We start from the raw sequence: 21,549 nt of genomic DNA, 5'->3' as shown, positions 1-21,549 counted from the left end.
CAACTGCCGGGCGGAAATCACCCGTAAGTGGCTGAGTCCTGGACCTGGGCCCGCGCGGAGGCGCGGGATCACAGGCGCGGGGTCAGTGGCACGGGGTCAGGAACACGCGGTCAGATGCCGGCCGCCGCCGACAGATCCCGCTTGATCGCTGCGAGGAGCTCGGCCGCCCTCGCGTGGGCCGTCGGCAGCTCGGCGTGCGAGCCGACCGGGACCACGACCTCCAGGTAGCACTTCAGCTTCGGCTCGGTGCCGCTGGGGCGGACGATGACGCGCGCGCCGTCCAGCGTGTAGCGCAGTCCGTCGGTCGGCGGAAGCGTGTCCGTGCCCTTCGTCAGGTCCTCGGACCTGGTGATGGCCAGGCGCGCCAGCTCCGTCGGGGGCTGCTCGCGCAGCCGGCGCATCGCGTTCGCGATGACCGACAGGTCCTCCACGCGGACCGAGAGCTGGTCCGTGGCGTGCAGACCGTGCTCCACCGCGATGTCGTCGAGGAGGTCGAGCAGGGTGCGGCCCGCTTCCTTCAGCTCGGAGGCGAGTTCCGTGATGAGGAGGGCCGCCGTGATGCCGTCCTTGTCGCGTACGCCGTCCGGGTCGACGCAGTAACCGAGCGCCTCCTCGTAGCCGTAGCGCAGGCCCTCCACCCGGGCGATCCACTTGAAGCCGGTGAGGGTCTCCTCGTAGGACAGGCCCGCCTTCCCGGCGATCCGGCCGAGGAGGGAGGAGGAGACGATCGACTCCGCGAACGTGCCGCGCGCACCGCGGTTCACCAGGTGCTGGGCGAGCAGCGCGCCGACCTCGTCGCCGCGCAGCATCCGCCAGTCTGCGCCGTCCCGCACCGCCGCGGCGAGGCGGTCCGCGTCCGGGTCGTTGGCGATGATCAGGTCGGGGTCCGTCTCGCGGGCCTTCGCGAAGGCCAGGTCCATCGCGCCGGGCTCCTCCGGATTGGGGAAGGCGACGGTCGGGAAGTCCGGGTCCGGCTCGGCCTGCTCGGCCACCAGCACGGGCTCCGGGAAGCCGGCCCGGGCGAAGGCGGCGAGCAGGACGTCCTTGCCGACGCCGTGCATCGCCGTGTAGACGGTGCGGGCGGTGCGGGAGGAGTCCTGGGCGAGGACGGCGTCCGTACGGGCCAGGTAGGCGTTCAGGACGCCCTCGTCGAGGGTCTCCCAGCCGGACTCCGGGCGGGGGACGTCGGCGAGGCCGCTGACGGCGTCGATCTCGGCGGCGATCTCGGCGTCCGCCGGGGGAACGATCTGCGAACCGTCGCCCAGGTAGACCTTGTAGCCGTTGTCGCGGGGCGGGTTGTGGCTGGCGGTGACCTCCACGCCGGCCGCGGCGCCGAGGTGCCGTATGGCGTACGCCAGGACCGGGGTGGGGAGGGGGCGGGGGAGTACGGCGGCGCGCAGGCCCGCGCCCGTCATCACCGCGGCGGTGTCGCGCGCGAAGTCGGCGGACTTGTGGCGGGCGTCGTAGCCGATGACGACCAGGCCGTCCGTCTCGCCCTGCTTCTTCAGGTACGCGGCCAGGCCGGCGGCGGCGCGGATGACCACCGCGCGGTTCATGCGCATCGGGCCCGCGCCGAGTTCGCCCCGGAGGCCGGCGGTGCCGAACTGGAGGGTGCCGGTGAAGCGTGCGGTGAGCTCGGTGACGTCCTTGGCGGCGATGAGCTCGGCGAGTTCCTCGCGGGTTTCCGGGTCGGGGTCCTCGGCGAGCCACGCCTCGGCCCGTGCGATGAGTTCGTCCTGCACGTCGGGTGAACCTCTCTGTTTGTGGTGCCCTTGCTGTGTACCCGGCCAGGGTGCCTTCTCTCGCCCCGCCGCCCCTACCCGACCCATCCCCGGGGGCTCAGCCCCCGGACCCCCTGGGGCGACCGTCGGCTGCGGGTGGGTGGGGGCCGGTCGCGCAGTTCCCCGCGCCCCTGGGGCGGGGGCTTCGCCCCGCATCCCCCGTCCGCCGTTGTCTTTTGGTCGACGGCCGGTGGGGGCCGGTCGCGCAGTTCCCCGCGCCCCTGAAAGCCTCCAGCCCGTCCGGCGTTCGAGGACGAGGCCGTTCAGGCCGATCGGGGGTCTGGGGCGGAGCCCCCGGGTGGGGGACGGGACCCCTACAGGCGGTCCAGGACCTGGGTGAGGAGGGCGCCCATGCGGGTCGCCGAGTCGCGGCCCGCCTGGAGGACCTCCTCGTGGTTGAGGGGCTCGCCCGTCATACCGGCGGCGAGGTTGGTGACGAGGGAGATGCCCAGAACCTCCGCACCGGCCTCGCGCGCGGCGATGGCTTCGAGGACCGTCGACATGCCCACCAGGTCCGCGCCGAGGACACGGGCCATCCGGACCTCGGCCGGCGTCTCGTAGTGCGGCCCGGTGAACTGCGCGTAGACGCCCTCCTCCAGGGTGGGGTCGACCTCCTTGCAGAGGGCGCGCAGCCGCGGCGAGTACAGGTCGGTGAGGTCGACGAAGTTGGCCCCGACGATCGGGGACGTCGCCGTCAGGTTGATGTGGTCGCTGATCAGCACCGGCTGGCCGGGGCGCATGTCCTCGCGCAGACCACCGCAGCCGTTGGTGAGCACGATGGTCTTGCAGCCCGCGGCGACGGCGGTACGGACCCCGTGCGCGACGGCGGCGACCCCGCGACCCTCGTAGTAGTGGGTGCGGCCCAGGAAGACCAGGGCCCGCTTGTCACCGATCTTGTACGAGCGGATCTTGCCGCCGTGGCCCTCGACCGCCGGCGGGGGGAACCCGGGCAGCTCGGTGACCTGGAACTCGGCCTCGGGGGTGCCGAGGGCGTCCACGGCCGGAGCCCAGCCGGAGCCCATCACGAGCGCGACGTCGTGGGTCTCGGCGCCCGTGAGCTCCCGCAGGCGGGTGGCGGCGGCGTCGGCGGCGGCGTGAGGGTCGCCCTGGATGTCGTCCGGAAGAAGAGATGCGTTCACGCGCATGAGCGTAGCTGGTCCAGGCCTACGCGCGTAGATGAGGGAGGTCACGGTCTTGCGATCGTTGTCTTGTCGTTTCCAACGAAGGGGTGGGGAGGGGGTGGACCGTCGTTTCCCACGAAGGGTGCCCTTAGTGGAGGGCGCTGGAGGTGCGCCGAAGGGCGGCCCTCAGCAGGGGCGCTTGCGCAGTTCCATCACGTAGTCGTGGGGCGCGCCCGCCGACTCCGCCGCGTCGGCGATCTCACCGAGGTAGCGCGCGGAGGGGAGTCCGCCCTCGTACCCGTTCAGTACGTACACCCACGCGGGCTCCTCGCCCTCCAGGGTGTGCACGCGTACGCGCATCCGGCGGTAGATGTCGAGGCCCACGCCCTCCCAGCGGTCCATGGAGTCCTCGTCCAGCGGGGCGATGTCGTACAGCGCCACGAAGACCTGCGAGCGGGGGGCCTCGACGAGGGTGACCAGCGCGCCTTCCCAGCCCATGTGCTCGCCCCCGAACGTCAGCCGCCAGCCGTTCAGCCAGCCCGTGGCGCGCAGCGGCGAGTGGGGGGCGCGGCGCGTCATGAGCCGCGGGTCGAGATTGCCGGCGTACGCGGCGTAGAGCGACATGAGGTCGAGGGTACGGCAGGGAGCACAGGAGCCTCTTGCGTAACAGAACGCATAAGCGCATAACGGATGAGCACATAACGGAAGGGGCTCGGATACGGGCGGGCGCGGCCCCCGGGCGGAAGCACCTTGAAGCGTGCGGGACAATGGAGTACGTGACTCGGATCGTGATCATCGGTGGCGGACCCGGCGGATATGAGGCGGCGCTGGTTGCCGCCCAGCTCGGCGCGGAGGTGACCGTCGTCGACTGCGACGGTCTGGGCGGGGCGTCGGTGCTCACCGACTGCGTGCCGTCGAAGACCCTTATCGCGACGGCCGAGGTGATGACCACCTTCGACTCGTCGTACGAGGAGCTGGGGATCATCGTCGCCGACGACACCCCACCCATGGAGCAGGCCGCCCGGGTGGTCGGGGTCGATCTCGGGAAGGTCAACCGGCGTGTGAAGCGGCTCGCGCTCGCGCAGTCGCACGACATCACGGCGTCCGTGACCCGGGCCGGCGCGCGGGTGCTGCGCGGGCGGGGGCGGCTGGAGGGCATGCAGGCCCTGGACGGGTCGCGCAAGGTCGTCGTACGGGCCGCGGACGGGACCGAGGAGACGCTCGTCGCCGATGCCGTGCTCATCGCCACGGGCGGACATCCGCGTGAGCTGCCCGACGCGCAGCCGGACGGCGAGCGGATTCTGAACTGGACGCAGGTCTACGACCTCGACGAGCTGCCGGAGGAGCTCATCGTGGTCGGTTCCGGTGTCACCGGTGCCGAGTTCGCCGGTGCCTACCAGGCGCTCGGGTCGCGCGTCACGCTCGTCTCCAGCCGCGACCGTGTGCTGCCGGGCGAGGACCCGGACGCCGCCGCCGTGCTGGAGGACGTGTTCCGGCGCCGTGGCATGAACGTCATGGCCCGCTCCCGCGCCGAGTCCGCCAAGCGGGTCGGCGACCGGGTCGAGGTCACGCTCTCCGACGGCCGCGTCATCAGCGGCTCGCACTGCCTGATGGCCGTCGGCGCCATTCCGAACAGCAGCGGGATGGGTCTGGAGGAGGCCGGGGTCCGGGTCAGGGACTCCGGGCACATCTGGACCGACAAGGTCTCCAGGACCACGGCCCCGGGCGTGTACGCCGCCGGTGATGTGACCGGCGTCTTCGCCCTCGCCTCCGTCGCGGCGATGCAGGGACGTATCGCCATGTACCACTTCCTGGGCGACGCGGTCGCTCCGCTGAACCTGAAGACGGTCTCGTCCAACGTCTTCACCGACCCCGAGATCGCCACCGTCGGCTACACGCAGGCCGACGTGGACGCGGGCAAGATCGACGCCCGGGTCGTCAAGCTGCCCCTGCTGCGCAACCCGCGCGCCAAGATGCAGGGCATCCGGGACGGCTTCGTCAAGCTCTTCTGCCGCCCCGGAACCGGGATCGTCGTCGGTGGTGTGGTCGTCGCGCCGCGCGCCTCGGAACTGATCCATCCCATCTCGATCGCGGTCGACAACAATCTGACGGTCGAACAGATCGCGAACGCGTTCACCGTGTATCCCTCCCTTTCGGGCTCGATCGCCGAGGTCGCCCGGCAGTTGCACACCCGCAAGGCGGGCGACGAAGGCTGACGTCCCAGCCCGACTTCCCGCTGGTCACGGGGAGTTGTCGACCATTCGTACGGCATAGGCGGCACGAGTAGGCGCGTATACCACTTCGCCTACTGCCATGCGAACAACTTCTGTTATTCGGCGCAAACTGCTGAAAGCAGACGGTCGTTGGGGTTACTGTCAGTTTCGTGTTCGCTGCAGAACGTCGCCAATTGATCCTCGAAATGGTGCGAGCGAACGGGGCCGTGTCGCTCCGTGAGCTCGCCCGCGTCGTCCAGACCTCCGAAGTGACCGTACGGCGGGACGTGCGCGCACTGGAGGCAGAAGGACTCCTCGACCGCCGGCATGGCGGTGCGGTATTGCCGGGCGGGTTCACGCGGGAGTCCGGCTTTCCGCAGAAATCGCATCTCGCGACCGCCGAGAAGACGGCCATCGCCGATCTCGCCGCGGGTCTCGTCGAAGAGGGCGAGGCCATCGTGGTGGGCGCGGGCACCACCACGCAGGAGCTGGCGCGCCGGCTCGCGCGGGTGCCCGGGCTGACCGTCGTCACCAACTCCCTGCTGGTGGCGCAGGCGCTGGCCCATGCCAACCGCGTCGAGGTCGTGATGACCGGCGGCACCCTGCGCGGTTCCAACTACGCCCTGGTCGGCAGCGGCGCCGAGCAGTCCCTCCAGGGGCTGCGGGTCTCGCGGGCCTTCCTCTCCGGCAGTGGGCTGACCGCCGAGCGCGGCCTGTCCACCTCCAACATGCTGTCGGCGTCCGTCGACCGCGCGTTGGTGCAGGCCGCCGCGGAGGTCGTCGTCCTCGCCGACCACACCAAGCTCGGCACCGACACCATGTTCCAGACGGTGCCGACCGATCTGATCACCCGCCTGGTCACGGACGAGCCGCCCGCGCACGACGACCGAGCGGCCACCGAACTGCAGGCCCTGGCGGACCAGGGCGTACAGATCGCGGTGGCCGGGCAGTCGGGTGCCGGCGCGGGAGGAGACACGGCCCCGGCGGGGCGCCAGCCGCGCCGGGACATGCCCCTCCCCGGTCCGCGCCGCGGCCAGGTGCCGGGTGCGGGACCGCAGTTGCGCAGCGCTACCGTCCTGGGCGAGCAGTCCCCGGGAGAGCGGGCGCGAGTGGCGGATTTGCGCCGCCGCTGACCGATTCGACCGGCGTGCCCCGGCGCTGACGGGGCCGGGAGCGCGCGGTACCACCCACCCGGCCCGGGCTCACGGCCGTCGGGCGCGGATTCCGTGGGCCGTATGGCGTACGCCAGGCACCCTCCACTCGACCGTCACCCCGGCCGCGATACGGGGACGCGGCCCAGCTCACGGTCCATGGGGGCGGTTCGTCCGCGTATGCCCCGGCTTGCGACGGCTCCGCGTCCACCCGCAACCTGTCCCTGACACGGCGACGGGAGGCGGTGACGCACAGGTGAACGACGGATCGCGCCGTTCGCACCGGCGACGGATGCGGTACGTCGTGCTGGGAAGTCGGCCCGCCCGCGGAGTGGGAGCGGTGACACGGGCCCGTACGGCGGGGACGGCGATCCGGCGTGCCACGGGGCGCGACGACGCGCCGGTGAACCAGGGGCTGCGAGTGGCCGCGGCGTACGCATGGCGACTGCTGGTGCTCGGGGCGGCCGTGTACGCGGCCTTCAAGATCCTGGGCCGGCTGCAACTGGTCGCCGTGGCCCTGTTCCTCGCGCTGGTCGTGACCTCGGTGCTGCGCCCCCTGGCCGATCTGTTGGCGCGGCACATGCCACGGCCGCTGGCCGTCGTGGTGAGCGTGGTGGGCAGCCTGGTACTGGTGCTCGGGCTGCTGGCCCTGGTCGGCAGCCTGGTCGCGAGCGAGTCGGGCCGGTTGGGGCAGCAGTTCGCCGGGGGCATCGACCGGATCCAGCGGTGGCTGGAGGGCCCTCCCTTCCGCGTCCGCCCCACCGTGCTGTCGGATCTTCAGGGCAAGGTGACGAAGTACCTCTCGGAGCACCGCTCCACACTCATCAGCAGCGCGCTCAGCGGCGTCGGGCGGGCGGTGGAGGTACTGACCGGAGCGGTGCTCGCCCTGTTCTGCTCGCTGTTCTTCATCCACTCCGGGGACAGGTTCTGGCACTGGTTCCAGGGCCTGCTGCCCGAGAGCGCCCGGGATGGCTGGGGCCGCGCGGGACGCGTCGCGTGGCGGACGTTCGCCGGATACACCCGCGGCATCATCATCGTGGCCGCCACCAACGCCGTACTGGTCGGGATAGCCCTGTTCGCGCTGCGCGTGCCGCTGGCCCTGCCGCTGACCCTGCTGGAGTTCTTCGCCGCGTTCATCCCGCTGGTGGGCTCGCCCATCGCGCTGGCCGTCGCCACGGTCGTCGCGCTGGCCTCACGAGGGCCGGTCGTCGCGCTCGCGGTGCTCGCCCTGATCGTGGTCGTCGGCCAGATCGAGGGTCATGTCCTGCACCCGCTCGTGCTGAGCTGGGCGGTCCGGCTGCACCCGGTGGTCGTGGCCGTGTCCGTCATCGGGGGCGGCATCCTCGCCGGTGTGATCGGCGCGGTCGTGGCCGTCCCGATGGTGTCGGTCGCCTGGTCCGTGATCGGCGCGATGCGGGCCCGGCCCGAGCCGGACCATCCCGGCCGCTCACCCGGCTGACCCGGGCGCGAGCACCTGCTCGACGTCGCCCCTCCCCAGGGGGACGCTCTCCCGCCCCCGGGGAAAGCCGAAGCGCCCGGGGGACCGACTGCTCAGTCCCCCGGGCGCTTCGGATGCCGTACGGCCGTGTCTCAGTCCTTGATCTCGCAGATCACGGCGCCGGAGGTGATGGACGCGCCGACCTCCGCGCTCAGGCCCTTGATGGTGCCGGAGCGGTGGGCGTTGAGGGGCTGTTCCATCTTCATGGCCTCCAGGACGACGACGAGGTCGCCCTCCTTGACCTCCTGGCCCTCCTCGACCGCGACCTTGACGATCGTGCCCTGCATGGGCGAGGCGAGGGTGTCGCCGGAGGCCACCGGGCCCGACTTCTTCGCGGCGCGGCGCTTGGGCTTGGCGCCGGCGGCGAGGCCGGTGCGGGCCAGGGACATGCCCAGCGAGGACGGCAGCGAGACCTCCAGGCGCTTGCCGCCCACCTCGACGACGACCGTCTCGCGCCCCGGCTCCTCGTCGGCCTCCGTGTCCGCGGGGGCCGTGAAGGCGGGGATCTCGTTGACGAACTCGGTCTCGATCCAGCGGGTGTGGACCGTGAACGGGTCGGTGGATCCGGTCAGTTCGGGGCCGAAGGCCGGGTCCTGGACCACCGCGCGGTGGAACGGGATGGCCGTCGCCATGCCCTCGACCTGGAACTCCTCCAGGGCGCGGGCGGCGCGCTGGAGCGCCTGCTCGCGGGTGGCGCCGGTGACGATCAGCTTGGCGAGCAGGGAGTCCCAGGCCGGGCCGATCACACTGCCGGACTCGACGCCCGCGTCCAGGCGCACGCCCGGACCCGACGGCGGGGCGAACAGCGTCACCGTGCCGGGGGCGGGCAGGAAGTTGCGCCCCGGGTCTTCGCCGTTGATGCGGAACTCGAAGGAGTGGCCGCGCAGGACGGGGTCGCCGTAGCCGAGTTCCTCGCCGTCGGCGATGCGGAACATCTCGCGGACGAGGTCGATGCCGGCGACTTCCTCGGTGACCGGGTGTTCGACCTGGAGGCGGGTGTTGACCTCGAGGAAGGAGATCGTGCCGTCCATGCCGACGAGGAACTCCACCGTGCCGGCGCCGACGTATCCGGCTTCCTTGAGGATCGCCTTGGAGGAGGAGTACAGCTCCGCCACCTGGGCGTCGGACAGGAACGGCGCGGGGGCCTCTTCCACCAGTTTCTGGTGGCGGCGCTGGAGCGAGCAGTCACGCGTGGAGACGACGACGACGTTGCCGTGGGTGTCGGCCAGGCACTGGGTCTCGACGTGGCGGGGCTTGTCGAGGTAGCGCTCGACGAAGCACTCGCCGCGGCCGAACGCGGCCACCGCCTCACGGACGGCGGAGTCGTAGAGCTCGGGGACCTCTTCGAGGGTGCGGGCGACCTTCAGGCCGCGTCCGCCGCCGCCGAAGGCGGCCTTGATCGCGATCGGCAGCCCGTGCTCTTCGGCGAAGGCGACGACCTCGTCGGCGCCGCTGACCGGGTCGGGGGTGCCCGCGACGAGGGGGGCGCCGGCGCGCTGGGCGATGTGGCGGGCGGCGACCTTGTCGCCGAGGTCGCGGATGGCCTGCGGGGGCGGGCCGATCCAGGTCAGGCCCGCGTCCAGGACCGCCTGGGCGAACTCGGCGTTCTCCGACAGGAAGCCGTAGCCCGGGTGGATGGCGTCCGCGCCGGAGTCCTTGGCGGCCTGGAGGACCTTGGCGATGTCCAGGTAGCTGGTGGCGGGGGTGTCACCGCCCAAAGCGAACGCCTCGTCCGCCGCCCGGACATGCGACGCGTCCCTGTCTGGTTCCGCATACACGGCAACGCTCGCGATCCCGGCATCCCGGCACGCCCGGGCCACGCGGACAGCGATTTCGCCACGGTTGGCGATGAGCACCTTGCGCACGATGGCTCCCTCCTTGAAACAAGCCGAGTTTAGGGACTGCCGACACGACCTTTCGACCCGTCCCCAATGGTGAGCTTGCCCACACGGAGCGTGATTCGAGGCTCGCTCGACCCGCGAGATCCCTTGTCACACCGCGGTACGCAGCAATCCTTGGCTGAACCCTAGCCCTCCTGTGTGGCCAAGGTCTCTGTGCGGCCGTGCTGCGCCGCACAGCGTTTCTTTGTGGAGTCCCTACGAATGGCCCAATGATTCTTTGCCCGCGGCCGAACCCTTGTCCCGGCGTTTACCCGTTAGTAGCGTTCGGGAGGTCTCGAACATACTTGGGGTAACAGCACTCGGAAGTGGGTGGGGACCGGTGGTGCGCAGACCGGTGGCGTGGGTGGCGGCGATCGTGCTCTTCGTGGAGGCGATCGGCATCGCGCTGCTGAACTGGTTCCTCGGCGTGGTCGTCGACCGCCAGGACATGTCCCTGGCGGGTCTGGACTCGGACATGATGTCCGTCTCGTCGAAGGTCGGGGGGCTGCTCTTCGGCCTCTACTTCGCGCTGTGCGGCGTCGCCGCGCTGCTCGTCGCGGTGCGCGGCCGCGGGCCGGGCCTCTTCGGCCGCATCCTGCTGACCAGCGCCGCGGTGGTGCACGGTCTGCTCGGCGCGTTCACCGTGGGGCTGGTGGGCTGGGGCGCGTTCGTGTTCATGATGGTGGTGCTCGCGCTGATCGTTTTCACTCTGTTGGCGTTCGACCGCGGGGTGGGTCCCGCCGACGCCGCGCCGGGCGACGGCGCGGGCGGCAAGGACGGAAACGGAGACACGAACGGCGGAATGAACGGTGGTACGAACGGCGGTACCGGGGGATCCCCGGTCACGGCGCCCCCGACGCCGACCGTGTCCTGATCACTTCTCCCGCGGGGTCCACAACTCGGTGATGCTCACACCCAGTTCGGCCAGCAGGTGGCGCACCAGCGGCAGTGAGATGCCGATGACGTTGCCGTGGTCGCCGTCGATGCCCTCGATGAACGGGGCCGAGCGGCCGTCGAGCGTGAAGGCCCCGGCGACATGGAGCGGCTCGCCCGAGGCGACGTACGCGGCGATCTCGGCGTCGGTCGGCTCGCCGAAGCGGACCACCGTGGACGCGGTCGCCGACGCGTAGCGCTTGGCGGTCGTGTCGTAGATGCAGTGACCCGTCTGGAGGGTGCCGGCCCGGCCGCGCATGGCCTTCCAGCGCGCGGTGGCCTCCTCGGCGTCCGCGGGCTTGCCCAGCGCCTCGCCGTCCAGGTCGAGAACCGAGTCGCAGCCGATCACCAGGGCGCCCTGGACCTCGGGCCTGGCGGCCACGACGGAGGCCTTGGCCTCGGCCAGGGCGAGCGCGAGTTCGGCGGGGGTCGGGGCGGAGACGGCGTCCTCGTCGACGCCGCTCACGATGACCTCGGGGTCGAGTCCGGCCTGGCGCAGCAGTCCGAGCCGGGCGGGGGACTGCGAGGCGAGCACGAGGCGGCGGCGCGGCTGATCAGTCATGCGGTCAGGGTATCGGCGCGGGCGTGTCGTGCTCCATCGCCTCGTGTCACATCACGCCGAGAACGATCATCGCGAGCAGCATGGCCAACGCCATGAGGAGGCCGAGCCGCCGCAACATCTCCTGCATGTCGCGCAGTTCCTTCGGCGGCTCGTTCTCCGGGTCGGACCACAGCATGCCCTCGATCGTGCGGTGGCGAGGGTTCCGGGCGCCTGAGTACGCGTACTCAACTTGCGCGAACAGCCGCCGCACAAGCCCGCGCCGCTGGACCTCGACGGGGTGCGGGCCGACCCGGGAATCCGGATCGGCTACGGCCCCCTGACGGCCCTGGGCGGGCCGGTAGGCCCTAGGCGGGCCAGTAGGTGCGTGTCCATGCCGCGGGGCCCGGCTGGGGCAGGGGCTGGGTGGCTATGCGGGACGGGTCCGACCAGGAGTCACGGGTGCCGGGCGCGCCGGGCGGCGTGGTGGCCACCGCCGCGGCGCGCGCTCGGACCACCGCCAGGGCGGCGGCCAGCTCCTCCGGGGTCGGATTGCCCCGTACGACCTTGATCGTCATGTCTGCTCCCAAGGGTCCGGGGTTCTAGAGCGGGATGTTGCCGTGCTTCTTCGGAGGGAGTGATTCCCGCTTCGTGCGCAGCTGACGCAGACCCCGTACGACGTGGGAGCGGGTGTCGGACGGCATGATCACCGCGTCGATGTAGCCGCGCTCGGCCGCCGTGTAGGGGTTGAGGAGGGTGTCCTCGTACTCCTGGATCAGGCGGGCCCGGGTGGCCTCGGCGTTTCCGGTGCTCTCGGCGTCGGCGATGGTACGGCGGTGCAGGATGTTCACCGCGCCCTGCGCGCCCATCACGGCGATCTGGGCGGTCGGCCAGGCGAGGTTGAGATCCGCGCCCAGGTGCTTGGAGCCCATGACGTCGTAGGCACCGCCGAAGGCCTTGCGGGTGATGACCGTGATGAGCGGGACGGTCGCCTCGGCGTACGCGTAGATCAGCTTGGCGCCGCGGCGGATGATGCCCGTGTGCTCCTGGTCGACGCCCGGGAGGAAGCCGGGCACGTCCACGAAGGTGATGACGGGGACGTTGAAGGCGTCGCAGGTGCGCACGAAGCGGGCCGCCTTCTCGCTCGCGTCGATGTCCAGACAGCCGGCGAACTGCATCGGCTGGTTGGCGACGATGCCGACCGGGTGGCCCTCGACCCGTCCGAAGCCGGTGAGGATGTTCGGCGCGAACAGCGCCTGGGTCTCGAAGAACTCGGCGTCGTCCAGGATGTGTTCGATCACCGCGTGCATGTCGTACGGCTGGTTCGCGCTGTCCGGCACGATCACGTCCAGCTCGCGGTCCTCGTCCGTGAGGGCGAGGTCCGCCTCCTCCGGGAAGACCGGGGGCTCGCTGAGGTTGTTGGACGGCAGGTACGACAGCAGCTGCTTGACGTACTCGATGGCGTCCTTCTCGTCGCCCGCCATGTGGTGGGCCACGCCCGACACCGCGTTGTGGGTGCGCGCGCCGCCGAGCTCCTCGAAGCCGACGTCCTCACCCGTCACCGTCTTGATGACGTCCGGACCCGTGATGAACATGTGCGAGGTCTGGTCGACCATGATCGTGAAGTCGGTGATGGCGGGGGAGTACACCGCGCCGCCCGCGCAGGGGCCGACGACGAGCGAGATCTGCGGGATGACGCCGGACGCGTGGGTGTTGCGGCGGAAGATCTCGCCGTACATGCCGAGCGCGCTGACGCCCTCCTGGATACGGGCGCCGCCGGAGTCGTTGATGCCGATGACCGGACAGCCGGTCTTCAGCGCGAAGTCCATCACCTTCATGATCTTCTGGCCGAAGACCTCGCCCAGGGCGCCGCCGAAGACGGTGAAGTCCTGGGAGAAGACGGCGACCGGGCGGCCGTCGACCATGCCGTAGCCGGTGACGACACCGTCGCCGTAGGGCCGGTTGTTCTCCATGCCGAAGTCGGTCGAGCGGTGCTGGGCGAACTCGTCCAGCTCGACGAACGAGCCCTCGTCGATCAGCAGATCGATCCGCTCACGGGCCGTCAACTTGCCCTTGGCGTGCTGCTTTTCGACAGCGCGTGCCGAGCCGGCGTGCGTCGCTTCCTGCACGCGGCGCCGCAGGTCCGCGAGTTTGCCCGCGGTCGTGTGGATGTCGGGGTGGTGCAGCTCTTCCGGCTCGGACATCGGGGTGCGGCTCCCTGCCTGCTCAGTGGGAAAATGAGGGTGACGTGCTCAGGGGGTTGCTACTGACTCGTAGGGTAGTGGTGCCGATACGGTTCGGCAGTGCGGCGTTTACCACACTCCCCCTCTGGTTTCAGCGGGGACGAGATCTCCGGATCAGGCCGCGGAGAGACCGGGACCGGCCGTAGGATGGGTACCTCGCGGCGGGACACGCCGGAGGGGTGACATCACGAGAGTGATCGAGCGCCCGTGAACCTCAGCCCGGCAGGGCTGGAATCCGTCCCCTTCTCGCGGGGCGGAGGATGTCAAACCTAGGCTGGGTTGCATGACAACACCACCAGGTGCAGAAGGAAGCCCCTCCGACGGGCACGGTGAGTCGAGGTCGGACCGGTGGTCCGACCTCTCCCGTCCGCCGCTCAACGCCACCGCCCTGCGCCGGGCTCTGGTCCGCGAGGACGGGCTCTGGTGCGATGTCGAGGTCGTACAGCGCACCGGGTCCACCAACTCCGACCTCGTCGCCCTCGCCACGGGGGAGGAGAAGGCCGACGAGGGCGCCGTCCTCGTCGCCGAGGAGCAGAACGCCGGGCGGGGCCGCCTGGACCGCCAGTGGACCGCACCGGCCCGCTCGGGCCTCTTCTTCTCCGTCCTGCTGAAGCCCACCGGGGTCCCCGTCGAGCGCTGGGGCTGGCTGCCGCTGCTCACCGGGGTCGCGGTGGCCACGGCCCTGTCCCGGGTGGCGGGCGTCGACACGGCGCTCAAGTGGCCCAACGACCTGCTGGTCACCGTGGACGGCGAGGAGCGCAAGGCCGGCGGCATCCTCGCCGAGCGCGCCGGGAGCGACGCGGTCGTCGTCGGCATCGGTATCAACGTCACCCTGCGCGCGGACGAACTCCCCGTGCCCGGCGCGGGCTCCCTCGCCCTCGCGGGCGCCACGACCACGGACCGTGACACCGTGCTGCGGGCCGTCCTGCGCTCCCTGGAGCAGTGGTACGAGAAGTGGCGCGCCGCGGGTGGCGACCCCGTCGCCTCCGGTCTCCAGGAGACGTATGCCGCGGGATGCGCGACCCTCGGAAGGGTGGTGCGGGCCGAACTGCCCGGCGGCACGTCGATCACCGGGGAAGCGGTGGCGGTGGACGGGGACGGACGTCTGGTCCTGGCCACGGAGGAGGGCGTACAGCAGCCGGTGGGAGCGGGGGACATCGTCCATCTGCGGCCGGCGTGAGCCGAGGAGGCCGGCGGACCGTACTCAGCCGTGGGGCCCGGAACCGATCGTGGTGCCGAGCCCCGACCGGGCGTACGAGTCAGGAGTGAGCCAGCGCACACCTGCCGTAGAGTTGAGCGCGGTCGATACCTGACCGCGGCAGATCGGAAGGGCAGCAGGCGTGACCGTCGACGACACGGACTCCGGCACGGGTGCGCACCCCGCCCCCGACGGTGAGCCGGGGCGTACCGCAGGGTCGGTCACCGACCCGGCGCCCGCACGCGTCGACACCCACGATGCGGACGACACGAGCGGCGCGCAGGGCCCGCACGGCGCGAACGGGCGGGGGGACGCGGGCGCACGCGTGGACACGAACGGTGACACGACCGGTGAGAAGACCGGTGGGACGGCCGGCGAGAAGACCGGTGGCACGACCGGCGGGGCGGCCGGCGAGAGGACCGGTGGGACGACCGGGTGGATGGACGGACAGAGCCGCCTGGACGCGCAGAACCGGATGGACGAGCAGTTCGCCGACTCCGGCGAGAACCCCCTCGCGCTCCGCCTCGAAACGCTCATCCTCGGCGCCGAGCGCCGCTACACCCCCTTCCAGGCCGCCCGCAGCGCCGGTGTCTCCATGGAACTGGCCTCCCGTTTCTGGCGGGCCATGGGCTTCGCCGACATCGGCCAGGCCAAGGCGCTGACGGAGGCCGACGTGCTGGCGCTGCGGCGGCTCGCGGGTCTCGTCGAGGCGGGCCTGCTGAGCGAGGCGATGGCCGTCCAGGTCGCCCGCTCCACCGGACAGACCACGGCCCGCCTGGCCGAATGGCAGATCGACTCCTTCCTTGAGGGCTTGACCGAGCCCCCCGAACCGGGCATGACGCGCACCGAGGTCACGTACCCCCTGATCGAGCTGCTCCTGCCCGAGCTGGAGGAGTTCATCGTCTACGTCTGGCGGCGCCAGCTCGCCGCCGCGACCGGCCGGGTCGTCCAGGCCGGCGACGACGAGGAGATGGTCGACCGCCGTCTCGCCGTCGGCTTCGCGGACCTCGTCGGTTTCACACGGCTGACGCGCCGGATGGAGGAGGAGGAACTCGGCGAGCTCGTCGAGGCCTTCGAGACCACCGCCGCCGACCTGGTGGCCGCGCACGGGGGGCGCCTCATCAAGACCCTCGGCGACGAGGTGCTGTACTCCGCGGACGACGCCGGGGTCGCCGCCGAGATCGCCCTGCGCCTCATCGAGACGATGGCCAACGACGAGACGATGCCGGAGCTGCGCGTCGGCATCGCCTTCGGCACCGTGACGACCCGCATGGGCGACGTCTTCGGTACGACGGTGAACCTCGCCTCGCGTCTTACGTCGATAGCGCCACGGGATGCCGTCCTGGTGGACGGCGCCTTCGCGGAGGAACTGATCCGCACCGGGGACGCGCCCGCCTCCGAGGCGGAGGCCGCCGAGGCCGCGGCCGCCGCGGAGAAGGAGGGCGAGGAGCCGCCCGACTACCACTTCGCCCTCCAGCCGATGTGGCAGCGCCCCGTCCGTGGCCTCGGCGTGGTCGAACCATGGCTACTGGCCCGCCGCGACGGCGACCAGCCCTGAGGCCTGTCTCCTTCAACGCCCTCCGGTTCAACGCCCTCCGGCTCAACGTCCTGTGGGTCAATGCCCTCCGGCGGGGCCCGCCAGATCGTTCACGCAGATACCGACGATCGGCACGCACAGACCCGGCGCGCTCTGGCTGGGCGACGGGGCCGGGGCGCGGGTGGTGGGGCTCGGGGCCGATGGCTGTTGCGTACGTGGCTGCGACGGTACGGCGACGGGTGCGGTCGGGATGCCGGTCGTGTCCGGCACGCTTTCCACGGGGGCGCTCGCCCGGGCGGACGGGATCGCCGCCGCCGATGACGGTGCGGCCGTCGACGGTGCCGTGGGCGCCGGGCTCACACCCGAGGCCGGGGTCGCGCTCACCGCGACCTGTGCGGGGGTCGCGCCCTGGGACGCGGGATGCGTGGAGGGCGTGGCCCAGACGGTCGGCGCGGCGTCGAGCGCCTCGCCCGTGGCGACTCCGGGCCTCGGCTCGGCCTCCGTGTTCCCGGCCGCGCCGCCGACCATCGACTCCGGCGCCATCCGCGCCAGGCTCAACGCCCCCGCGGCCAGCGCGAGCCCACCCACGGCGAACAGCACCCGCCGGGGCCGCGGCTTACGGTGCCGCCCCCGTCCGGACCGCCCCCAGCCCGGACCGACCGCCTCGTCCTCCACACCGGCCCCACCGACCGCCACGGGGTGGGTCACCGCGCCGTCAGCCGCCGCCGGGCCCGTGGACGCGTCCCCGGTCGGTGGACGGCCGACCAGGGGCTCGGCGGTCGGCATGCGGCCCGCCGGAGCGCCGCCGGGTGCCGCGGGCCCCGCTGCGGGGCGGTCGGCCGACAGCCGGGCGATCAGCGGGTTGGCGGTCGCCGGACGCATGGTCCGGCGGGTTGCCGCGGCACCCGGGACCGGTGAGCGCCATGCCGTGGGCAGTGCGTACGGGGTCCACGGAGTGTCCGGTGGCTCCTTCGTCACGTCTGTTGTCGTGCCGTTCGTCATGGTCATCCCTCCCCGATGTGCCTGCGTCCCCCGAAGCGCCGGGCGGTGCGCAGGTTATGCGCGTTTTGGGGGCGTGGGGCGGGAGTTGGGCGGGATGTCACTCGAACGGGGAGCGGCGGGTGAAGGGAGGGGAGGGGAGGGTACGGGTTTCGCGGGGCGGGGGCGGCTGCGATGATCGGAGGCGTCGGGAGTTAACCCGCGTTAACCGTTCACCGGGAGGGCGTCATGGCGGAGCAAGGGGACGAGCGGCGGTTCGGGGAGTTCGTCGTCGTACGGCGGCACGAGCACGTCGCGGAGCTCGCCCTCGACCGGCCGAAGGCCATGAACGCCGTGTCCACGGACATGGCCCGTTCCGTCACGGCCGCCTGCGAGGCACTCGGCCGCGAGCGAGACGTGCGCGTGGTCGTGCTGACCTCCACCGCCGAGCGCGCCTTCTGTGTCGGCGCCGACCTGAAGGAGCGCAACTCCTTCAGCGATGCCGACCTGGTCCGCCAGCGCCCCGTCGCGCGGGCCGCGTACACCGGCGTCCTGGAGCTGCCGATGCCGACGATCGCCGCCGTGCACGGCTTCGCGCTCGGCGGCGGTTTCGAGCTCGCCCTGTCCTGCGACCTGATCGTGGCCGACCGTACGGCGGTGCTCGGGCTGCCCGAGGTGTCGGTCGGGGTGATTCCCGGAGGTGGCGGCACGCAGTTGCTGCCGCGGCGGGTCGGGGCGGCCCGCGCGGCCGAGCTGATCTTCTCCGCGCGGCGGCTGGAGGCGGCCGAGGCACGGGAGTTGGGCCTCGTCGACGAACTCGTGGACGCGGGCCGGGACCGTACCGAAGCCTTCGCGCTCGCCGCCCGCATCGCCGCCAACTCCCCCGTCGGCCTGCGCGCCGCCAAGCGCGCGCTGCGCCTCGGGCAGGGGCTCGACCTGCGCGCGGGCCTGGAGGTGGAGGACGCCGCCTGGCGGTCCGTCGCCTTCTCGGGGGACCGCGCGGAGGGAGTCGCCGCCTTCAACGAGAAGCGCAAGCCGCAGTGGCCGGGGGAGTAGTCCCCGGAGCTTCCCGGCGCCCTCCGGCCGGTACGGCCACTCGGACCCCTGTTCGCCCTACTAATGTCCCGAATCGCCGTGAATATCCCTAGCCTGGAGTGATGGGTGAGGACAGACGGCTGAGGGCCGTGGTGGAGCTGGCGCAGGGGATGGCGGCGGCGCACACCCCACGCGAGTCCTGGCGGGCCGCAGCGCTCGGCGCCTGCCACGCGCTCGCCGGGAGCTTCGCCGCGCTCTCCGTGTGGGAGCGCGAGCTCGGCCGGCTGCGGGTCCTGGCGAACGTGGGCGAACGCGCGCCGGACGAGGAGGAGTTCCCGGAGGCGGAGGCCTACCCCGTGCACCAGTTCCCGGAGATCACCGAGTTCCTGCACGAGCGCTGGGCCGGGGGCGGCGGCCCGAACGCCTGGGTGGAGACCGCGGGCGGGCCGGCGGCCGGTCCCGCCGGGTACTGCCACCAGCGCGTCGCGGCCCTGCGCAAGCGCGGCCGCGGCTGCTGCGTCGTCGCCCCGATCGTGCTGCACGGGCGGGCGTGGGGCGAGCTGTATGTGGCCCGCCCGGCCGCGGCCCCCGTCTTCGACCGGGCCGACGCGGAATTCGCGACCGTGCTGGCCTCCGTGGTCGCCGCCGGGATCGCCCAGACCGAGCGTCTGGAGGAGGCCCGGCGTCTCGCGTTCACGGACGCCCTCACCGGGCTCGCCAACCGCCGCGCCGTCGACGTACGCCTGGACGAGGCCATCGAGCTGCACCGGCAGGAAGGGGCCGCGGTCAGTCTCGTCGTCTGTGACCTCAACGGACTCAAGAACGTCAACGACACCCGCGGGCACGCCGTCGGCGACCGGCTCCTGGAACGGTTCGGGTCGGTGCTGTCGCTGTGCGGGGCGATGCTCCCGGGCACCCTCGCCGCCCGCCTCGGCGGTGACGAGTTCTGTCTGCTCGCGGTCGGGCCGCCGGCCGACGAGGTCGTCCGCATCGCCGACGAACTGTGCCGCCGCGCCGCCGAGTTGGAGCTGGGGGAGGGGGTCGCGTGCGGGGTCGCCTCGACCGCGGACCCGATCGGTCCGGTGCGCTCGGCGCGGCGGCTCTTCAGGCTGGCCGACGCCGCCCAGTACCGCGCGAAGGCGGTACGGGCCGCGAAGCCCGTCGTCGCCGGGCGCGAGGGGCCGGACGACCCGGTCGTACGCCTCGCCGACGCGCCCTCCCCGACGCGGGGCGAACGCCGCCGCTTCCGGGGGCGGCACGAGCACCCCCGTCCCTGAGTTCTCGCGGGCGTGTGTGACGTAGGCCGAAGTAAGGGGTCAACCGGGCACCCACTAGTGACATCATCGAATTCACTGCGTACGCTCCTGAATATGGATATGCACACTGTGGTGGTGGGGACGTCCGGAGTGACCGCGTCCGACGTACTCGCCGTGGCGCGCGACGGCGCCCGGATCGAGCTCTCCGGTGAGGCGGTGGCGGCCCTCGCCGCGGCCCGCGAGATCGTGGACGCGCTGGCCGCCAAGCCGGAGCCGGTCTACGGCGTCTCCACCGGGTTCGGCGCCCTCGCGACCCGGCACATCAGCCCGGAGCTGCGCGCCCAGCTGCAGCGCAACATCGTCCGCTCGCACGCCGCAGGGATGGGCCCGCGCGTGGAGCGCGAGGTCGTCCGCGCGCTGATGTTCCTGCGGCTCAAGACCGTCTGCTCCGGGCACACCGGTGTGCGGCCCGAGGTCGCCCAGACCATGGCCGACATCCTCAACGCCCGGATCACCCCGGTCGTCCACGAGTACGGCTCGCTCGGCTGCTCCGGCGACCTGGCCCCGCTCTCCCACTGCGCGCTGACGCTGATGGGCGAGGGTGACGCCGAGGGCCCCGACGGTGTCGTACGGCCCGCGGGCGAGTTGCTCGCCGAGGCCGGCATCACCCCCGTCGAACTGCGCGAGAAGGAAGGCCTCGCCCTCCTCAACGGCACCGACGGCATGCTCGGCATGCTGGTCATGGCCCTCGCCGACCTGGAGACGCTCTACAAGTCGGCCGACGTCACCGCCGCGCTCTCCCTCGAAGCCCTCCTCGGGACGGACAAGGTGCTCGCCCCCGAGCTGCACGCGATCCGCCCGCACCCCGGACAGAGCGCCAGCGCCGCCAACATGCTGGCCGTGCTGAAGGGCTCGGAGCTCACCGGCCACCACCAGGGCGACGCCCCGCGCGTCCAGGACGCCTACTCCGTGCGCTGCGCCCCGCAGGTCGCGGGCGCCGGCCGCGACACCCTCGCGCACGCCCGCACGGTCGCCGAGCGCGAGCTCGCCTCCGCCGTGGACAACCCGGTCGTGCTGTCCGACGGCCGCGTCGAGTCGAACGGCAACTTCCACGGCGCCCCGGTGGCCTACGTCCTCGACTTCCTCGCCATCGCCGCCGCCGACCTCGGTTCGATCGCCGAGCGCCGCACCGACCGGCTGCTCGACAAGAACCGCTCGCACGGCCTGCCGCCGTTCCTCGCGGACGACGCGGGCGTCGACTCGGGCCTGATGATCGCCCAGTACACCCAGGCGGCGCTGGTGAGTGAGATGAAGCGCCTCGCCGTACCGGCGTCCGCGGACTCCATCCCCTCCTCCGCCATGCAGGAGGACCACGTCTCCATGGGCTGGTCGGCCGCGCGCAAGCTGCGCACCGCCGTGGACAACCTCACCCGTATCGTCGCGATCGAGCTGTACGCGGCCACCCGCGCGATCGAACTGCGCGAGGGCCTCACCCCGGCTCCCGCCTCGCAGGCGGTCATCGAGGCCGTCCGCGCGGCCGGCGTCCAGGGCCCCGGCCCCGACCGCTTCCTCGCCCCGGACCTGGAGGCGGCGGACGCGTTCGTGCGCGGCGGTCACGTGGTCGCGGCGGTGGAGCCGGTGACGGGTCCGCTCGCGTAGCCTGCGTGTGTCGTACGTGGGCCGGGGGTGCTCCCCGGCCCACGGCACCGCGTCGCACACCCGCCCCTGAGTGTGCTACTGTCTCATTGATACGTTTTTGGTACCCATTTACTTTGTGCGCCTGATCGGAATCCTCCGCAGGCGCGTTTTGTTTTACCGGCATCTCCGGCATTTCCCGGTGCATCTCCGGATTGGGGCCCTACCTGTTCAGGAGAACAACATGGCTACTGGCACCGTGAAGTGGTTCAACTCGGAAAAGGGCTTCGGCTTCATCGAGCAGGACGGCGGCGGCCCCGACGTCTTCGCCCACTACTCCAACATCGCCAGCTCCGGCTTCCGTGAGCTGCTGGAGGGCCAGAAGGTCTCGTTCGACGTCGCGCAGGGCCAGAAGGGCCTGCAGGCGGAGAACATCATCCCCGCCTGATTTCGGGGACGCGCTTTTCCAGAGCCGGGGCCCGCACCTTCGGGGTGCGGGTCCCGGCTCGTGCTGTGAGTGCTTGTCAGTAGCGAGCGCTGTGCGTGCAGTCC

The 21,549-nt window shown here is 71.9% G+C and carries 19 protein-coding genes; 10 read left to right on the top strand and 9 right to left on the bottom strand.

What is annotated here, in order from left to right:
• Positions 1-110: 110 nt before the first annotated feature.
• From OG568_RS20700 to OG568_RS20690, 3 genes are all read right to left on the bottom strand, one after another.
• Positions 111-1,742: a phospho-sugar mutase gene (locus tag OG568_RS20700; protein WP_329532661.1), complete on the bottom strand. Its 1,632-nt coding sequence runs from the start codon at positions 1,740-1,742 to the stop codon at positions 111-113.
• A gap of 353 nt (positions 1,743-2,095) precedes the next feature.
• Complete coding sequence (locus OG568_RS20695; protein WP_329532660.1) at positions 2,096-2,920, bottom strand: purine-nucleoside phosphorylase; 825 nt, start codon at positions 2,918-2,920, stop codon at positions 2,096-2,098.
• 168 nt (positions 2,921-3,088) lie between these two features.
• Entirely contained in the window at positions 3,089-3,526 is a 438-nt protein-coding gene (locus tag OG568_RS20690; protein ID WP_054233631.1) for a gamma-glutamylcyclotransferase, read from the bottom strand.
• Positions 3,527-3,669: 143 nt separating this feature from the next.
• On the opposite strand from OG568_RS20690, the gene OG568_RS20685 reads away from it, so the two are divergent.
• The 3 genes from OG568_RS20685 to OG568_RS20675 all read left to right on the top strand — a co-directional run bounded on the left by OG568_RS20685 (position 3,670) and on the right by OG568_RS20675 (position 7,725).
• Positions 3,670-5,118: an NAD(P)H-quinone dehydrogenase gene (locus OG568_RS20685; RefSeq protein WP_266436651.1), complete on the top strand. Its 1,449-nt coding sequence runs from the start codon at positions 3,670-3,672 to the stop codon at positions 5,116-5,118.
• Positions 5,119-5,285: 167 nt separating this feature from the next.
• Positions 5,286-6,248: a DeoR/GlpR family DNA-binding transcription regulator gene (locus OG568_RS20680; protein WP_266436649.1), complete on the top strand. Its 963-nt coding sequence runs from the start codon at positions 5,286-5,288 to the stop codon at positions 6,246-6,248.
• A gap of 310 nt (positions 6,249-6,558) precedes the next feature.
• On the top strand, positions 6,559-7,725 hold the full coding sequence (locus OG568_RS20675) for an AI-2E family transporter (RefSeq protein WP_443077874.1): 1,167 nt from the start codon (positions 6,559-6,561) through the stop codon (positions 7,723-7,725).
• 131 nt (positions 7,726-7,856) lie between these two features.
• Here OG568_RS20675 and OG568_RS20670 read toward each other — a convergent pair whose 3' ends face one another.
• A complete protein-coding gene (locus tag OG568_RS20670; RefSeq protein ID WP_329532659.1) occupies positions 7,857-9,629 on the bottom strand; it encodes an acetyl/propionyl/methylcrotonyl-CoA carboxylase subunit alpha in 1,773 nt (590 codons plus the stop codon).
• Between the two features lie 355 nt (positions 9,630-9,984).
• Between OG568_RS20670 and OG568_RS20665 the strand changes: the two genes are divergently transcribed.
• Complete coding sequence (locus tag OG568_RS20665) at positions 9,985-10,518, top strand: hypothetical protein (protein WP_266627975.1); 534 nt, start codon at positions 9,985-9,987, stop codon at positions 10,516-10,518.
• Here the strand turns inward: OG568_RS20665 and OG568_RS20660 are convergent, their stop codons facing one another.
• From OG568_RS20660 to OG568_RS20645, 4 genes are all read right to left on the bottom strand, one after another.
• A complete protein-coding gene (locus tag OG568_RS20660) occupies positions 10,519-11,139 on the bottom strand; it encodes a Maf family protein (protein ID WP_329532658.1) in 621 nt (206 codons plus the stop codon).
• Positions 11,140-11,185: 46 nt separating this feature from the next.
• Complete coding sequence (gene mmpB / locus OG568_RS20655; RefSeq protein WP_096239832.1) at positions 11,186-11,314, bottom strand: morphogenic membrane protein MmpB; 129 nt, start codon at positions 11,312-11,314, stop codon at positions 11,186-11,188.
• 169 nt (positions 11,315-11,483) lie between these two features.
• Positions 11,484-11,693 carry an acyl-CoA carboxylase epsilon subunit gene (locus tag OG568_RS20650; protein ID WP_329532657.1) on the bottom strand — a complete coding sequence of 70 codons (210 nt, stop codon included), beginning with the start codon at positions 11,691-11,693 and terminating at the stop codon, positions 11,484-11,486.
• A 24-nt stretch (positions 11,694-11,717) separates the two neighbouring features.
• Positions 11,718-13,319 (bottom strand): acyl-CoA carboxylase subunit beta, encoded by a 1,602-nt coding sequence (locus tag OG568_RS20645; protein ID WP_266585222.1) that lies wholly within the window; start codon positions 13,317-13,319, stop codon positions 11,718-11,720.
• A 322-nt stretch (positions 13,320-13,641) separates the two neighbouring features.
• Here OG568_RS20645 and OG568_RS20640 point away from each other — a divergent pair, with 322 nt between their 5' ends.
• Both OG568_RS20640 and OG568_RS20635 read left to right on the top strand, forming a co-directional pair.
• On the top strand, positions 13,642-14,538 hold the full coding sequence (locus OG568_RS20640; protein WP_266648629.1) for a biotin--[acetyl-CoA-carboxylase] ligase: 897 nt from the start codon (positions 13,642-13,644) through the stop codon (positions 14,536-14,538).
• 493 nt (positions 14,539-15,031) lie between these two features.
• Positions 15,032-16,114 carry an adenylate/guanylate cyclase domain-containing protein gene (locus OG568_RS20635; RefSeq protein ID WP_266591382.1) on the top strand — a complete coding sequence of 361 codons (1,083 nt, stop codon included), beginning with the start codon at positions 15,032-15,034 and terminating at the stop codon, positions 16,112-16,114.
• Between the two features lie 57 nt (positions 16,115-16,171).
• Here the strand turns inward: OG568_RS20635 and OG568_RS20630 are convergent, their stop codons facing one another.
• Positions 16,172-17,095 carry a hypothetical protein gene (locus OG568_RS20630; protein ID WP_329532656.1) on the bottom strand — a complete coding sequence of 308 codons (924 nt, stop codon included), beginning with the start codon at positions 17,093-17,095 and terminating at the stop codon, positions 16,172-16,174.
• A 225-nt stretch (positions 17,096-17,320) separates the two neighbouring features.
• Here OG568_RS20630 and OG568_RS20625 point away from each other — a divergent pair, with 225 nt between their 5' ends.
• From OG568_RS20625 to OG568_RS20610, 4 genes are all read left to right on the top strand, one after another.
• Positions 17,321-18,127 (top strand): enoyl-CoA hydratase/isomerase family protein, encoded by an 807-nt coding sequence (locus tag OG568_RS20625; protein ID WP_329532655.1) that lies wholly within the window; start codon positions 17,321-17,323, stop codon positions 18,125-18,127.
• Between the two features lie 101 nt (positions 18,128-18,228).
• Positions 18,229-19,383 (top strand): GGDEF domain-containing protein, encoded by a 1,155-nt coding sequence (locus tag OG568_RS20620; RefSeq protein ID WP_329532654.1) that lies wholly within the window; start codon positions 18,229-18,231, stop codon positions 19,381-19,383.
• 99 nt (positions 19,384-19,482) lie between these two features.
• A complete protein-coding gene (gene hutH / locus OG568_RS20615; protein WP_266591384.1) occupies positions 19,483-21,021 on the top strand; it encodes a histidine ammonia-lyase in 1,539 nt (512 codons plus the stop codon).
• 220 nt (positions 21,022-21,241) lie between these two features.
• Positions 21,242-21,445: a cold-shock protein gene (locus OG568_RS20610; protein WP_028803001.1), complete on the top strand. Its 204-nt coding sequence runs from the start codon at positions 21,242-21,244 to the stop codon at positions 21,443-21,445.
• Positions 21,446-21,549: the final 104 nt, after the last annotated feature.

It is taken from the genome of Streptomyces sp. NBC_01450, assembly GCF_036227505.1.
Taxonomy (GTDB): Bacteria; Actinomycetota; Actinomycetes; order Streptomycetales; family Streptomycetaceae; genus Streptomyces.
The sequence above is the reverse complement of the archived record's forward strand: the minus strand, read 5'-3'. Positions and strand labels throughout refer to the sequence as shown.